The 16,169-nt window shown below is 41.8% G+C and carries 13 protein-coding genes; 3 read left to right on the top strand and 10 right to left on the bottom strand.

Going from position 1 to position 16,169, the window contains the following annotated elements; translation table 11 throughout:
* Positions 1 to 24 precede the first annotated feature (24 nt).
* The 5 genes from AAEY87_RS06240 to prpF form a co-directional block, all read right to left on the bottom strand.
* The gene (locus AAEY87_RS06240; protein ID WP_350656396.1) at positions 25 to 1,524 is read right to left on the bottom strand and encodes a bifunctional 2-methylcitrate dehydratase/aconitate hydratase; all 1,500 of its coding nucleotides are present in this window, start codon (positions 1,522 to 1,524) and stop codon (positions 25 to 27) included.
* A gap of 210 nt (positions 1,525 to 1,734) precedes the next feature.
* Complete coding sequence (locus AAEY87_RS06245) at positions 1,735 to 2,334, bottom strand: GNAT family N-acetyltransferase (RefSeq protein WP_350656397.1); 600 nt, start codon at positions 2,332 to 2,334, stop codon at positions 1,735 to 1,737.
* 12 nt (positions 2,335 to 2,346) lie between these two features.
* On the bottom strand, positions 2,347 to 2,739 hold the full coding sequence (locus tag AAEY87_RS06250; protein ID WP_350656398.1) for a hypothetical protein: 393 nt from the start codon (positions 2,737 to 2,739) through the stop codon (positions 2,347 to 2,349).
* A 154-nt stretch (positions 2,740 to 2,893) separates the two neighbouring features.
* Complete coding sequence (locus tag AAEY87_RS06255; protein WP_350656399.1) at positions 2,894 to 4,741, bottom strand: ABC transporter ATP-binding protein; 1,848 nt, start codon at positions 4,739 to 4,741, stop codon at positions 2,894 to 2,896.
* A 133-nt stretch (positions 4,742 to 4,874) separates the two neighbouring features.
* Positions 4,875 to 6,122, bottom strand: a complete 1,248-nt coding sequence (gene prpF, locus AAEY87_RS06260) for a 2-methylaconitate cis-trans isomerase PrpF (RefSeq protein ID WP_350656400.1) — start codon at positions 6,120 to 6,122, stop codon at positions 4,875 to 4,877.
* A gap of 100 nt (positions 6,123 to 6,222) precedes the next feature.
* On the opposite strand from prpF, the gene AAEY87_RS06265 reads away from it, so the two are divergent.
* Together AAEY87_RS06265 and AAEY87_RS06270 are read left to right on the top strand one after the other, a co-directional pair.
* Positions 6,223 to 6,444 (top strand): TA system antitoxin ParD family protein, encoded by a 222-nt coding sequence (locus tag AAEY87_RS06265; RefSeq protein WP_068035855.1) that lies wholly within the window; start codon positions 6,223 to 6,225, stop codon positions 6,442 to 6,444.
* A 17-nt stretch (positions 6,445 to 6,461) separates the two neighbouring features.
* A complete protein-coding gene (locus AAEY87_RS06270) occupies positions 6,462 to 6,752 on the top strand; it encodes a type II toxin-antitoxin system RelE/ParE family toxin (protein WP_350656401.1) in 291 nt (96 codons plus the stop codon).
* A gap of 110 nt (positions 6,753 to 6,862) precedes the next feature.
* Here AAEY87_RS06270 and acnD read toward each other — a convergent pair whose 3' ends face one another.
* From acnD to AAEY87_RS06295, 5 genes are all read right to left on the bottom strand, one after another.
* Positions 6,863 to 9,496: a Fe/S-dependent 2-methylisocitrate dehydratase AcnD gene (acnD, locus tag AAEY87_RS06275; protein ID WP_350656454.1), complete on the bottom strand. Its 2,634-nt coding sequence runs from the start codon at positions 9,494 to 9,496 to the stop codon at positions 6,863 to 6,865.
* Positions 9,497 to 9,701: 205 nt separating this feature from the next.
* On the bottom strand, positions 9,702 to 10,829 hold the full coding sequence (gene prpC / locus AAEY87_RS06280) for a bifunctional 2-methylcitrate synthase/citrate synthase (RefSeq protein WP_350656402.1): 1,128 nt from the start codon (positions 10,827 to 10,829) through the stop codon (positions 9,702 to 9,704).
* Between the two features lie 106 nt (positions 10,830 to 10,935).
* Positions 10,936 to 11,829 carry a methylisocitrate lyase gene (gene prpB, locus AAEY87_RS06285; protein WP_350656403.1) on the bottom strand — a complete coding sequence of 298 codons (894 nt, stop codon included), beginning with the start codon at positions 11,827 to 11,829 and terminating at the stop codon, positions 10,936 to 10,938.
* A gap of 508 nt (positions 11,830 to 12,337) precedes the next feature.
* Positions 12,338 to 13,624 (bottom strand): NRAMP family divalent metal transporter, encoded by a 1,287-nt coding sequence (locus tag AAEY87_RS06290; RefSeq protein WP_068035864.1) that lies wholly within the window; start codon positions 13,622 to 13,624, stop codon positions 12,338 to 12,340.
* Between the two features lie 309 nt (positions 13,625 to 13,933).
* Positions 13,934 to 14,914, bottom strand: a complete 981-nt coding sequence (locus AAEY87_RS06295) for a LysR family transcriptional regulator (RefSeq protein WP_350656404.1) — start codon at positions 14,912 to 14,914, stop codon at positions 13,934 to 13,936.
* A 228-nt stretch (positions 14,915 to 15,142) separates the two neighbouring features.
* Here AAEY87_RS06295 and AAEY87_RS06300 point away from each other — a divergent pair, with 228 nt between their 5' ends.
* Positions 15,143 to 16,099 (top strand): hypothetical protein, encoded by a 957-nt coding sequence (locus AAEY87_RS06300; RefSeq protein WP_350656405.1) that lies wholly within the window; start codon positions 15,143 to 15,145, stop codon positions 16,097 to 16,099.
* Positions 16,100 to 16,169: the final 70 nt, after the last annotated feature.

A 16,169-nucleotide genomic window follows, 5' to 3' on the forward strand; every position in this document is an offset into this window, starting at 1 on the left:
CATAAAAACTCAATTAATCATCGTCTAATTAATGACAAATAAGTCCATAAACTCATTGACAGGTGTTTGCTCTAATTGAGCTTGGTCATCACACAGCTCAATGATTTCGTCACAACGACTCTCGATAAAGCGGGTAGCCAGACTGGATCGAAACTTCGCTTCTAACACAGGAATGCCTTCTTCACGGCGTCGCTTGTGACCAATAGGATATTCAACAGCGACTTTGTCGGTACTGGTGCCATCTTTAAAGAAGATTTGAATCGCATTGGCAATAGAGCGCTTGCTTGGGTCATGATAGTCTGCTGAGTAGCGCGCGTCCTCTTCTACCACCATCTTACTTCGTAGCTCATCAATTGATAGATGTTGCTCATGATAGTCGTCTTCATAGTTTTCTGCCATGAGATCGCCAGTTAATAGAGGGACGGCAACCATATACTGTAAGCAGTGGTCACGATCGGCAGGATTGGCAAGCGCACCCTCTTTTGAGATAATCCGAATCGCCGAGTCATGCGTGGTGAGAACGATTTTCTCAATATCATCGATTCTATCTTCGATGCGTGGATGCAGAATGACTGCGGCCTCACAGGCAGTTTGTGCATGGAATTCAGCAGGGAAACTTATCTTAAATAAAATATTTTCCATCACATAAGTACCAAAGTCACGCTGAAAGGTAAAACGACGCTCATCTTCAGGTTTGAGTGCTAGGTCTTTATTGGTATGGCTAAATAGCACATCATAAAACCCCCATTGCGGGGCAGTTAACGCGCCAGGTATTCCCATCTCGCCACGACGCGTGATATCTACCAAGCGTACAGCACGGCTGGTTGCGTCACCTGCCGCCCATGATTTACGGCTACCAGCATTGGGTGCATGGCGATAGGTGCGTAACGCTTGGCCATCAACAAGTGCTTGTGAAATAGCAGCCATAATACGCTCGCGTGGTAGGTCATATAATTTGGCGACGACAGCTGTTGATGCTAATTTGACTAAAAACACATGATCCAGCCCAACGCGGTTAAATGAGTTCTCAAGTGCTATTACACCCTGAATCTCATGCGCCATAATCATAGATTCAAGCACATCTCTGATGGTAAGTGCTGCGCGACCTTGGCTGACGTGTTGCTGACTGATATAGTCTGCTACTGCCAAGATACCGCCCAAGTTGTCTGAGGGATGCCCCCATTCGGCAGCAAGCCACGTATCATTATAATCAAGCCAGCGCACCATACAGCCAATATCAAAAGCGGCTTTAATAGGGTCTAATCGATGGGAAGTACCGGGGACGCGCGCGCCATTAGGCGTAATCTGATCAGCGCAATCGGGTCCTAGGTGTTTGGTACATTCAGGGAAGCGCAGTGCAAGTAAACCACAACCAAGCGTATCCATCAGACAGTAGCGTGCGGTATTCCAAGCATCAGCGCTATTTGGGGAGTCATCATCAATAGAGTAGTTGAGAACATAATCGGCGATTTTTTGAATCTCGTCGTCATATTCTGGACGGACATTGCTTTCTACATTAGACATAGTCGTTACCTCTTCCTTAAGTTAGCTACTTTTTTGACCATTGACCGTTTACCACGACCACCGTTTTCACGATCATAGTCATGACTCAAAAGTAGCATACTCAATAGGTAACAACAGTGACATAGTGTAAAAGAACTTTGTAGTTTGAGCCCTTGTAATCTAAGGTTTTATTGTGAGGTTAATAACATACGACTTATCATATAAATATATCTAAGTCATCAAATATATTAAGCCTGCAATGAACATAAGGCTCAATATCAACAGTAAAAAACTCAAAAGTTTGGTCGCAAAACCTGACCCTTCTGGGCCACCTAGCTTCAGGTTCTTTGCTTTAGATTTTTTAATAATCGGCAAAACCATATCAACATGTTCGAGACCGTCTGTAAGATAAAACTCACTTGCACGCACGAACCCTAAAGATTCATAGAAGTTGAGTAAATAGGTCTGTGCTGAGATTGCAATGGGTTTTTTACCGTGTTTTTTACGGCAGTGCTTAATGGCATGCGTCATGATTTGGCGCGCCAAGCCCTCACCTCTATACTTCGGTAATACTAATACTCTGCCGATTCTAGGCATTGGCAGAGTATTAGTAGCTGAGGTACTAGATTCAGGTGCAATAATGCGACAGTAACCAACCAGTGCTTCATCTTTATGCGCGACAAGATGTAGGCAGTCAAAATCCACCTCATCCATATCTTGATAAGCGCAGTTTTGCTCGACGACGAATACCTGCGAGCGCGCTTTTAGAATATGATAAAGATCTACTGAAGTTAGCTCATCAAAGGTTTTTATAGAAAATTGACAGGTCATAGTTAATGGTTCTTAATGATTTAGACGCTTTTGATTTACTTTTACAGTGGTGGCATAAGGACTAATACCTTTATCCATAATTTTAATGGCTTCTTCATCGATATCATTATCAAAGTTATTAAAAGCATTGTGATGTCCTAACATAAAGCTTTGACAGTTGCTTATCCACTTATTTACTAAGGTTGTTTGTGATGACATAATTTGCGAATTTATGTTACTAATAGAATATACAAAAGCTTTTTGTTTTTCTTCAACCATAGTGAATATCTCTTTCTGTTGCAATTTAGCATTCATAGGAGAGGTGGCAAGCAGCCAAATTCTAGAGGCCATAATTTGTGGAATAGCGACACACATCGTCATAGTCTTTTGTTGAAGCTTTAATGCATTTGCTGAGTTAGTTAACATTTTGATCCCAATTAAAAAGTAAGGGTAAAGGTAGTAAATGAGCCAGTATTTTAGATATGGTAGTCATCAACGCTAGGTAACTAATCAAATATTTCGTTTAAAATTTATATATTTAAGAGAGATATAACTAAAAATAATACACTATTATATATACTTAACCCTTTAGTGTTTGACTAATTTTGTCCAAGTTCAAGCTATCAGACATGGCACTAAATATCTCAAAGTACTTACCGCGTTTCTCATACAGCTCTTCATGTGTGCCCGTCTCAACCACTTGACCATTTTCTATGACCACTAAATCATCGGCATCGATAATTTGGGCAATATTGTGCGAGACCATAATCACTGTGCGATCTCTTTTAATCAGGTCTAAGCTCTTTTTGACTTGTTGACTGGCAATCGCATCCAGACTGGCCGTTGGTTCGTCTAAAAATACAATTGGCGGATCTTTTAGAAACATCCTTGCCAGTGCGATACGCTGCTGCTGACCACCGGATAGTGACTTTGCCGTACTCTCATAACCGTGAGCCAGCTTTATAACTTGCTCATGGATAGAGGCTTTTTTAGCAGCGACAATAATATCCTCATCGGTCGCGTCCATATTGCCATAACGAATATTTTCACTGATAGTACCTGAAAAAATATGATTGCTTTGTAACACCAAACCGATGCGCTGGCGTAATTCATGGGTATCACAATCGGCTAAATTATGACCATCCAAGTATATCGTGCCAGCATCTGGCTCATAAAATTTCACCAATAAATTAATAATGGTGCTTTTACCTGCACCGCTTAAACCAACTAGCGCAGTAATGCGATTGGGTTTAATGGTGAAGCTGACATCTTTTAGCGCCTGCGTGCCATTAGGATAAGTAAAATCGACATTTTTGAGCTCGATATGACCTTTTAAATTTTTACTGCTCATCCCATTGACGTTTTCGACTTGCTCATCATCTTCTAAGATTTCGAAAAATCCTTCGGCATAAGTCAGCGCATTATTAATTTGGTTATAAATGCGATGTAACTGGCGAATAGGGGCAGCAACGTTTTGAAATAGCATCACATGGAATAAAATCATACCGATGGTCATCTGACCATTCAAGACAAAATAGGCAGTGAGCAGGATGATAACCACCACCCCAATCTGTTCAATAAAGGTCTTAATTGCATCATAAATAAAACCAATGCTACGAATTCTAAGCTGATTGTCGGTCATCTCCTTTTGAATCTTTAAGTGCTTCTCAGCCTCAATAGATTCACGCACAAAAGATTTGACCACGCTGATCGAATTAATTAATGAAATGACAAGCCCGCTCTTGGCTTCTCTAAAGCCGCGCATCTGCCTACGGAATCCTTGTAAGCGCCGCGCTTGCTTTTGACTGATAAAAAAGTAAATGGGTATGATAATAAGTCCGACCAAACCAATCCAAAAGTTGGTCGAAAACATGATAATGAGTGAGACGATGGCGCTGGCAAACAAGGGCAGCATGTCGATGAAGAAGTTTTGCACTAAACTTGTGAGACTGCTGACACCGTAATCAATACGGGTTTGCAGTTTACCACTATCGTTTTCACTACTGGTATAAAACGCCATACGATAGGTCAGAATGCGCTCAATGATACGCTGGGACAAATCGCGTGATAGATTGATACGAATCTTTTCGCCAAAGAAGCGCTGGCCAAAAGAGATAAATATCGACAGTATCTCTTTAGTCAGTAAAACGACACTAATGATACCAATCATGCGCAGACCAGCTTCCCAAGGCTCGGCAAGGGTGGCGATTTCAGTCAAGGTATCGACAGTATAGCGCAGTACAAACGCATTGACCTGCGCGGTAAAAGAGCCAAGCACCGTCAACACCAGCGTAGCAATGATTAATATTCGATAAGGCTTAGCAAATACCGCCAGCTTTTTAAGAATATCCCATAGCAAAGCTCTCCGTTCTCTTTTTTCAACCGGAGGCTTTTTATCTAATTGTACGCGGCGTGGAGGAGTACTCATAACATGAAGGTGCTATCTGATTTGAGTTAAATCCCTACGGTTAAAGGGTTTCGTTTATTCGTATTGGTTTTTATATACCTTATAAATCGATAGCTATTATAAAGACTTTAATCAGCATCCCAAAATCTGTTAACTAAAAACTATCACTTGGTACAAAAACTTCACCAACCATAATACGACGAGCAGAACGACTCATTGAGACTTTTTTGGCTTGCCAGCGTCCATCGACTTGTTCAGTTTTACCGCCAACTAACAATGTGCCAGAAGGATGCCCAAAACGCACTTCACCTAACTGTTTTTCAGATTGGCCAGCGCTCGCTGCTTGGTTAACGAGTGTACCTTGCGTGGTCGCTGCGGCGGCAATAGCAACTGCTGCTGTGCCCATCATCGCATGATGTAGTTGCCCCATACTCATTGCTCGTACGACTAAATCAATATCTGCTGCGTTAACTTCTTTACCACTGGACGCGGTATAACTTTGTGCAGTGCTAACCCAAGCAATTTTAGGAATATGCTGACTTGCCTGCGCCTCAGAAACATCTTTAAATAAGCCCATCGCAACACCGCCTTCGGCACGGATTTTCTCAAGCTTAGCTAAGGTTTCGCTATCGCTATTGATATCGCCCTGCAGCTCAGTACCAGTAAAGCCCAAATCTTTTGCTTTCATAAATATGGTTGGGATACCGGCGCTAATAAAAGTGGCTTTAACGCTATCAGTTTCTAAACCACAACCAGACACATCAAAGTCGTCGACTAGATTGCCAGTAGGGAACATATCACTAGAAGAGTCGACTGGGTCGATAAATTCAATTTTGACTTCGGCGGCTGGGAAGGTGACACCGTCTAATTCAAAATTGCCCGTTTCTTGTACTTGCACTTTGCCATTCTCATCTTTGTATACAGGTACATGAGCGATAATGGTTTTACCGATATTCTCTTGCCAAATACGCACTTCGCAGATGCCAGTACCGTTTTTGGCACTTTCCGCTACTTTATTCGCATCTACCAGTCCCATATTAATCGCACAAGCACCAACTGCGGCAGTTAAATTACCGCAGTTACCTGCCCAATCAATCATAGGTTTGGCAATATTAACCTGTCCAAAGAGATAATTAACATCATGGTCTGCTTGCTTAGCCTTAGACAAAATCACCGTCTTTGACGTGCTAGAGCTACCATTACCTAAACCGTCGATTTGCTTACCATAGGGATCAGGGCTACCGATGACACGCAATAGGAAATTATCTCGCGACGCGCCAGCAACTTGGCAGCGCTCAGGTAAGTCGGATAGTTTAAAGAAGGTGCCTTTTGAAGTGCCGCCGCGCATATAGGTAGCAGGGACGGAGTGTTGTGGGGCGAATTTTGTTTTTGATTGGGTCATTGTTTATTCCTTATATCGGCTTATTAGAGTGAGGGTCGTTAATATACTATTTTTGTGGTAAAATACCACAAGGGTTAATATTTTGAATATGGAGAAAATTATGTCTACCGCAAGCATACGTCTTAATAAAGTATTAGTTGATAAAGCCTATGCGATCTCAAAAGCACAACATCGTACCCCGCCAAAGCAAATAGAACATTGGGCAACCATAGGACAAATTATGGAAGATAATCCTGACCTATCCTATGAATTTGTTCGTCAGCTGTTGATTGCACAAGCAGAAGTCGATGCTGGTATGGTTGAACCTTACGAATTTGGATAGTTTATTTTGGACAAATAATGACTCAGTCTTTAAGTGTTATTCAATCACATAGTTTTAAAAAAGCAGTTAAGAAATTACATAAAAATCAGAAAGCCGACCTAGATGATGCTGTACGTGCCATCAATGATAATCCTAATTTGGGCGTGCAGAAGGTGGGTGACTTATCATCCGTACGTGTCTATAAGTTTAAAATGCTAAAACAGTTAACATTATTGGCCTATCAGATTGACGATGGTCAGCTTGTTCTCACTTTATTAATGATTGGCACACATGAGAATTTTTATCGTGATGTTAAATTAGTGCTCTGATTATTATATAGTGCTAGTGTCATTATTTTCATACCCAAATATTAAAAAACCGATGCCATATAGACAGTCTATACAACATCGGTTCTTTAATTACTTAAAAGTCATAACGCTTACGCAATATCTAACGTGCCATCGATAAACTCTTTCGCGAAGCGCTGTAACATACCGCCTGCGTTATACATCTTCACCTCATCAGCCGTATCCAAACGGCAAATGATAGGGGTTTCAGTTTTGCTGCCGTCGGCACGATTAATAACCAAGGTCATTAAACCGCCAGCAGATACTTCGCCAGTCACATCAAAGGTCTCTGAACCATCGATTTTTAGCGTATGGCGAGTCGTACCTTCTTCGAACTGTAAAGGTAGCGCGCCCATACCCACTAAGTTTTGACGATGGATACGTTCAAAGTCTTCAGCGACTACGGCTTCCACGCCAGCCAAACGGACACCTTTAGCAGCCCAATCACGGCTTGAGCCTTGACCGTAACCATCACCAGCGATGATGATAAGTGGCTGTTCACGATTCATATAAGTCTCAATCGCTTCCCACATACGCATAACTTGACCTTGTGGTTCAACTCTGGCGTATGAGCCTTGGATAATTTCACCATCATCGTCACGTACCATTTCATTCAGTAGTTTAGGGTTGGCAAAAGTAGCACGTTGGGCAGTCAAATGGTCACCGCGATGCGTTGCATAAGAGTTGTAGTCTTCTGCAGGTAAACCCATCGTATCAAGGTACTCACCAGCAGCTGAGTCACCCAAAATCGCATTAGACGGTGACATATGGTCGGTGGTAATGTTATCACCCAATACAGCAAGTGGGCGCAAACCAGTTAAGGCGTTTTTCTTGGCCATTTTGCCTTCCCAATACGGCGGACGACGGATATAAGTAGTCATCTCACGCCAGTTATATAATGGGCTTAACGCTTTACCGGTGTCTTTTTTGGCTTCATCAAACATCGGGATATACACAGCGTTGAATTGCTCAGGCTTTACAGCTTTGGCAACGATGGCATCGACTTCTTCGTCATCAAACCAGATGTCTTTTAGATAAACGTCGTTACCGTTTTGATCCTTACCTAACGAATCCTTTTCGATATCAAAGCGAATGTTACCCGCGATGGCATAAGCGATAACCAGTGGTGGAGACGCTAAGAAGGCTTGTTTGGCGTATGGGTGGATACGACCGTCAAAGTTACGGTTACCAGATAGTACTGCTGTACTGAATAGGTCGCGGTCGATGATTTCTTTTTCGATCTCAGGGTCAAGCGCGCCACTCATGCCATTACATGTCGTACAAGCGAAGCCTACCACATCAAAGCCAATTTTCTGTAAATCAGGCATGAGTCCAGCTTCTTCTAGGTACATTTTTACCGTTTTTGAGCCTGGAGCTAATGATGATTTTACCCAAGGTTTGCGTAGTAGGCCTTTAGCATTAGCATTACGGGCGACAAGGCCAGCAGCAACCATGTTGCGAGGGTTAGAGGTATTGGTACAGCTGGTAATCGCAGCAATAATTACTGCACCATCTGGCATCAAGCCATCTTCTGGTTCAGGAAGTTTGTCACCCTCACCGTGAGCAATACCTTTAGCAACCAAATCCGTGGTTGAAACACGAGCATGCGGACGTGAAGGGCCTGCCATATTACGTACGACTGCTGACAAGTCAAATTCAAGCACACGGTCGTAAACGGCATTTTCCATACCATCTGCCCATAGACCTGTCTGCTTAGCGTACTGCTCAACCAGTTTGATTTGATCTTCACTACGACCCGTTAGGCGTAAATAGTCGATGGTTTGCTCATCGATATAGAACATCGCAGCAGTCGCGCCATATTCAGGAGTCATATTAGAGATAGACGCACGGTCACCAACACTTAGTTGGCGAGCACCTTCACCGAAGAATTCAATATAGGTAGATACCACACCTGCATCACGTAAGAACTCAGTCATAGCAAGCACTAAATCCGTACCAGTAATGCCTTTTTGTAATTTTCCTGTTAACTTGACGCCAACATAATCAGGCAGGCGCATGTAAGATGGGTTGCCCAACATCACACTTTCGGCTTCAAGCCCGCCAACACCGATTGAGATGACACCTAACGCATCAACCATGGGTGTATGACTATCAGTACCGACCAAAGTATCAGCAAACGCAACTTCTTCACCCGCTTTATTTTGGACGACTTGGACGACTGGCGACATTTTTTCTAAGTTAATTTGGTGCATGATGCCGTTACCAGGTGGTACGACGTTCACGTTATCAAAGGCATACTGGCACCAGTTGATAAAGTGGAAACGGTCATCGTTACGGCGCTCTTCGATAGCACGGTTCTTCTCAAAAGCGTTTTCTTCAAAGCCTGCATGCTCGACCGCAAGCGAATGATCAACAATCAATTGTGTTGGTACGATAGGGTTCACTTTTGATGGGTCACCGCCTTGCTCGGCGATGGCATCACGTAGACCTGCCAAATCAACAAAAGCGGTCTGACCTAAAATATCATGACAAACGACGCGAGCAGGGTACCATGGAAAATCTAGGTCTTGCTTACCTTCGATATGCTGCTTAAGTGCATCGGTTAACTCTTCTGGTGGGCAACGGCGAACCAAGTTTTCACACAATACTTTTGAGCAGAACGGTAGCTTGTCATACGCGCCAGCTTCAATGTTCTCAATCGCTTCACGGGTATCAAAATAGTATAAATCAGTGCCAGGTAATGGCTTTTTAAATTGTTCATTCATGGGTTGTACTAGGGCATTGTCCATAAGTCACCTTTGGCTGTTAGCTGGTTGAAATTCAAAAATAATCGTTCTTTTAGCAAAATCATTAGTATTAGAAGTAGGCTTTGCTAAAAAATCTCGTTGAGAAGGCAGGTGTTATTAAGAAAAGGAAAGTAGATGTAGGGTACGCAAGGCACACCCTACAAATATTCTATATCAAGAAAAATTAACGCGCGCTCATATCTGGTACTGGACGCAAGTCTTCACCGATATATTCCGCACTTGGGCGAATGATACGGTTGTTAGCACGTTGCTCAAATACGTGTGCGGCCCAGCCAGTTAGACGTGAACACACAAAAATTGGCGTGAACAGTTTGGTTGGGATACCCATAAAGTGATAGGCAGAGGCATGGAAGAAATCAGCATTACAGAACAGTTTCTTTTCGCGCCACATTACTTCTTCACAGCGTACTGATACTGGGTATAGCACCTCATCACCAACATCGGCAGCCAATTTTTCAGCCCAGCCTTTAATGACGACGTTACGTGGATCTGATTCGCTATAGATAGCATGACCAAAGCCCATAATCTTATCTTTACGTGCCAGCATGCCCATCATCTCTTCTTCAGCTTCATCAGGTGAGCTAAAGCCTTCAATCATATCCATAGCCGCCTCATTAGCGCCGCCATGCAAATGACCGCGCAATGAGCCAATCGCGCCAGTAATACAAGAATGGATATCTGAAAGAGTAGACGCACAGACGCGCGCGGTAAAGGTTGAGGCATTAAACTCATGCTCTGCGTACAAGATTAAGGATACGTTCATAACCTTGGTATGCAACTCGTTTGGTTTTTCACCTTTGAGCAAATGTAAAAAGTGCCCACCAATCGTCTCATCATCAGTTTCCGTCTCAATACGCTCATTGTCATGTGTAAAGCGGTACCAGTAATTAATGATTGATGGGAATACTGCTAACATACGGTCGGTTTTATCGTTTTCTTGTGAAAAGTCAGTTTCCATCTCAAGGTTACCGAGCATAGAACAACCGGTACGCAATACATCCATCGGATGCGCATCGCTTGGAATACGCTCAAGCACATCTTTCAGTGCTTGTGGTAGACCGCGTAGTTTTTTCAGTTTGGCTTGGTAGGCATCAAGCTCACTTTGGGTTGGCAAGTTGCCATAAAGTAGCAAGTAGGCCACTTCTTCAAAAATGCATTTATCAGCCAACTCCGACACGTCATAACCGCGATAGGTCAAACCTGAGCCTGATTTTCCGACCGTTGATAGAGCTGTTTTACCTGCGACTTGACCGCGTAGACCTGCGCCTGAAAGTTCTTTCTGTGCTGCCATGATTAAATTCCTTTTGTTGGTAGCTTTTTTGGGTGGGACGATAGTAAAAATGAATAAATGAAATCAAATTCTAATGATTTTATTTATATCTTAATTGACTTATGTCTTACTTGTTGTCGGCAAATAATTTATCTAGTGTTTGCTCAAACTCATGATAGTTTAAGAAATCATAGAGCTCCATACGCGTCTGCATGGTATCAACGACTTTTTCTTGCGTACCATCAGACAAGATATGCTGATAAACGTTCAGCGCAGCTTTGTTCATTGCACGGAAGGCTGATAATGGATATAACACCATGTCTACGCCAACACTATGTAATTGTTCTGTGGTGTATAGGTCAGTTTGACCAAACTCAGTCATGTTTGCTAGTACTGGAATATCCAGTACATCCGTAAACTTACGGTACATCTCGATATCTGTTAATGCTTCAGCAAAGATCATATCAGCACCAGCTTCTTGGAAGGCAACAGCACGCTCAACGGCAGCATCAAGCCCTTCAACAGATAGGGCATCGGTACGCGCCATTATTACAAAGTCACTGTCAGTTTTGGCATCAAGAGCGGCTTTTAGACGATCAACCATCTCAGAGATACTAACAATTTCTTTATTAGGGCGATGGCCACAGCGCTTTTGGGCGACTTGGTCTTCGATATGTACCGCTGCAACTCCTGCTTTTTCCATTTTTCTAACGGTTTGGCTAATGTTGAATGCGCCACCAAAGCCGGTATCAATATCGACAAGCAATGGTGTATCAACCGCATCGGTAATACGGCGTGCATCTTCTAGAACATTATCAAGGCTGGTCATACCTAAGTCTGGGAGACCAAATGAGGCGTTCGCTACACCAGCACCAGAAAGATATAATGCTTGATGACCGACTTGGGTTGCCATCATTGCTGTATAAGCATTAATAGTACCGACTATCTGTAGCGGTTGGTTATTGTCATTATTTTGTTTCATGGCACTGCGAAAACGCGCGCCAGCTGATGATGAAGTCATTCGAGAATCCTTGCGTGGAGGGTTAGTCTTACTGTAGGGATAGTTAGATACTAACTATTATTTTTTCTTTCGTTTTTATATACTTAGTTAGATGTTCAGTTCAGCATTGTTCATTCTTAACCAGAACATCCGTTGCTATAACGAATTTTTATTAACTTAGAGTATACGCAATTATCCCTAGTTTGAAAGAGGTTATTACCAGTAGTGTATTAGCTTATATTAATAAATATTGTAGAAAAATTAATAGTATTCATATTTTGAATGATGATATCCATATTTTAATGATATATTCGCTTTACTATGCATATCAATAAACATAGTTGTTTTAATGCGGGCTAGGTTGTCATATTTAGTTACATTTATAATGGCCAATAAGCAGTGATACCAATACAGAAGAAGATCGAGCATATTATTAATTTTATCTTTTTGACAATAGAAAAAGCCCTGATAGCTAGCAGCTAAGAGGGCTTTTGGTTTTTTATTGCTTAATTAGGTTTTTGATAATATTTTAGCCAAGCAGACCAGCAAGGTTAGCTAAGAATAACAGGGCGACACCACCTAAGAAAAGTAAGCTTGTAATCGAATAAGCATTCATACCTGGCGATAGTTTTTGATGGTTTTTTACTAAAGAATAGTTCAACCAACCAAAAATAGGCGCTGATACAAAGGCGGATATCATAGCGAACTTCAACATAGCACCTAACTGTCCAGTAAAGAAAGTGATAATAACCAAACCCCCACCAATCGCATAAGTCGTCCAAAAAGCAATCTGCTTTTTATTAATCTCGCTCTCACCTTTTATTAACCGCCAGCACTCAGCATTGGCACGGCCATAACCATCCGCACAGGTAATGGTAGTACCAAACATGCACATAAAGGCGACGAAAGCGACTAGCAGTCTTGACCACTCACCAATCGTGGCTGTATACATATTAATTAGCTGATCAATATAAGCAACCCCTGCGGTTTGAATCTCTTGACCAGAGCCATACTGAACGAAAACACCTAACGATAAAAAGAATAACGCTAAAACAGCAGAAACCAAAAAGCCCACATTAAAATCAAGCAAACCTTGTTTATGAGTGGTGTTATCCGCTTTTCTCTTTGCAGATGTCCACATTGAGGTAATGGCAGCAAATTCAAGCGGCGCTGGCATCCAGCCCATGAGAGCCACAATAAATCCTAGAGTCGCTAAATTCCAAGGGGAGGCGGCGACAAAGTCAGGGGTCATCACCGTTGGCTTGCCAGCAGCAATAATGACCGCTAATACGGTTGCACTGACCAGAGCAATCATAATCCATTTAGTCACCCCATCGAGCAACTTATAGTGACCGGCAATCAGAAAGAACCAGCAAACAGCAACGATGATAATAGCCAAGCCAATACTGGACAGTCCTACAGAAGCGGGCAGCATAAAGCCCAATATCACTGCCGCAAGTAGGGTCACTGCACCTGTACTAATCACTGCGGATAGGATGGATAAAACAAAGTAGATCCATAGATACGCTTTTGAGCGCTTAGCATAACCAGCAATTAAACTCTCGCCAGTATCGTAGACATAATCTGTGCCAAAGCGAAAGAAAGGATACTTAAAGACGTTGGCTAAAATAATCATGATCGCTAACTGCCAGCCGTATATAGCGCCCGCCTGCGTTGATGAAATTAAATGCGAGCCACCAATGGCAGCAGTCGCCATCAAAATTCCTGGTCCAAAGATACGCCAGCTAAAGCCTTCTTGTTGAGCGTTAGCGCTACCGTCAGCTGTACTTGGGTTATTGAGTTGTTGAGTGGTCATGAATACCTCGAAATGGTTAAAACGGCAAATTATCACTTACCTGTGTCAGCTTGCCAATGATCAGTAGAAAAACGTTCTATCTCGGGCAGGCCAAAATATAAAACGATTCATATCGTATCGACTTTAGCACACCAATGCTCTTCAGGATAATGATTATTCTAGTTATTATTACTATTTGTTTGCATCGCCATTCTTGATAGTTATCATAATAAATAACTAATATCAAGCATTAGCATTGATTATTTTTTGGCGATTCTTTATACCACAATATGCAGCCGATATCTGATAATTTCAGACTATTCTTATAATTTACAGCTTTGACACAAATTTTTGCTGCCGATAAGTAATTCCGCGCCGCTCATAGACATGATAAATTGCGGTGAGCAGATTGGGTATCTTTGGGTGTACAAAATCTTTGAGAGTGTGTAGGTAAATAGGGGAGGTAACATTCTCATGAATCAAGCGCTGATAACTGATTTGTTCAGTACGTACTGTTTTGAGGCTGGCAGGCACTAAAGTAATACCCTCACCAGCAGCTACCAGACCAAGTGCTACTTGCAAATCGCTGACCTCAGTCGTCATCAGTGGCGTGATACCGTATTGCGCAAACAAGTGTAGTAAAGGTTCGGTGACAGGCTCATTACCTGGCGTGCCGTTTTTTCTGGTTTTTAAGGCGGTAGCGGTAGTAGACATTGGCAAATGAGTTTGGTGGTATAGAATCAAGCGATTATTCGCCAAATCAATCAGACGTTGTTCCTTGGTATGAGCAAGTGGGTGCGCTTTGGGCAATGCCACTAAATAGCGTTCATGGCGCAATAAAATCTGCTGTATCCACGCATCTTGATGAGCAAAGCGCCCAAAGCCGATGTCAATTTCACCTGATTTAAGCGCTTCAACTTGCTGGTAGGAGCTGATGTCTTTTAGATTAACCTCAATATCAGGACTCTGTTGTTTCAAAGACGCAATAATTTCGGGTAAATGTCCGTAGAGCACTGACGGTACAAAACCAATATTAAGTGCTGTACTTGGCGCTGATAAACGCTGGGTCATACTGGTAATAGTATTGAGCTCTGTTAATACGGCACTGACTTTGTCATAAAAGAATTGACCGGCTTCCGTTAATTGTAGGGGACGATGATAGCGATCAACCAATATCACATCCATATCAGTCTCAAGTTGCTTGAGCTGCCGACTAAGACTAGGCTGCGATAAGCCCGTTATCTCAGCTGCCGCACTAAAGCTTTTTAGATCAGCGATAGCAATAAAGGCATTAAGCTGCTTTAAATCCATGGTTTATAGTCCTATCACAGTCGCTTTATTTTTTGTCTTTAATTAGGTGCATAGTGTTATCTGTAAGGCTGGCATAGATTTTGCTACTTCGGCACCAAATTAATACTAGCAAACCAAATTATGCTTCAAAACTATTAATTAGCTAGCAAGACATTAATCAGATATCAGCATCATAACGTAATTCTAGCGGTCACTTAAGAATAATGACATAACTTGGTTTATTATCATATGAATGATTTAGATAACTATAATATAGAAAACAATATCTTAGACGATAACTTAAACAATAATAAATCAAATATCGAAAGAGGTTTACCTAAAAGTAATTATACGAAAACCAATAATAATAAAACCAGCGATATTTATGAGCGCTTTATTAATCGAGTTCAAAGCATCAATGGCTCTGGTTCTAATGGCAAAACTGACGAGAATAATCAAACCAGTCTCAATGACACATCTGTATACGAGCCTTTAAGTGATGAAGAGCTGCAGTTTGTTATAAGCCCTGAACAAACATTAGATATCAAAGAAACAAATACTATTACATCTGACGATGAAGATAACGCAATGGAGCTGTCTTTAGAAGATGATGCTACGTTTGACGATGCCATATTAGTATCAGCCACTGAGTCGAATATAGACTCAGATACCAAACAGATGGGCGTATTAAAAGGCAGGCAAGTCGGAAGTCTAAAGCTACTGATAATTGGTATTGTCTGCGGCTTATTACTCAGCGTACTTACTGCCATACTGTTAAACGCTACTGGCATTTTTGCGACCTTGAACGATTACCTAACTTCAAACAATTCGCAAAAAACAGAAACAAGTACAAGTGTGTCAACTGCCAGTGCTGAGCCAGAAAATAATGATGAGACAGTAGTTGAAGCCAATGATGTAAGTCTTGATAGTCTAAGTACAGAGGACTTGAGTTTGAATAATCGTAATGAGATAGTCGCTGGGGAAAAATCAATAGATGGAGATGAAAACGTTAAGTCTGAGTCAATTAATGACCCAAAACAAAATACGTCATCAAAAACAATCACAAAAAGTCCAGCACCCAAAAAAAATACTGAAAGCAAAGCTGAAAATATTAAGACTGATAACGCTAAAACTGAAACGGTCATTAGTTATGAAGATTTTGCAAAAGAGGCGCAGAGCACTTTATATCGAGAAGCCAACAACTAATCATTGAAAACTATAGTTAAGTTATAAGCGCTTAAAATAATTTATTGTAAACAATAACTTACGATATATA

The sequence above is a fragment of the Psychrobacter sp. S1-30-MNA-CIBAN-0213 genome (assembly GCF_040309845.1).
Classification (GTDB): Bacteria; Pseudomonadota; Gammaproteobacteria; order Pseudomonadales; family Moraxellaceae; genus Psychrobacter.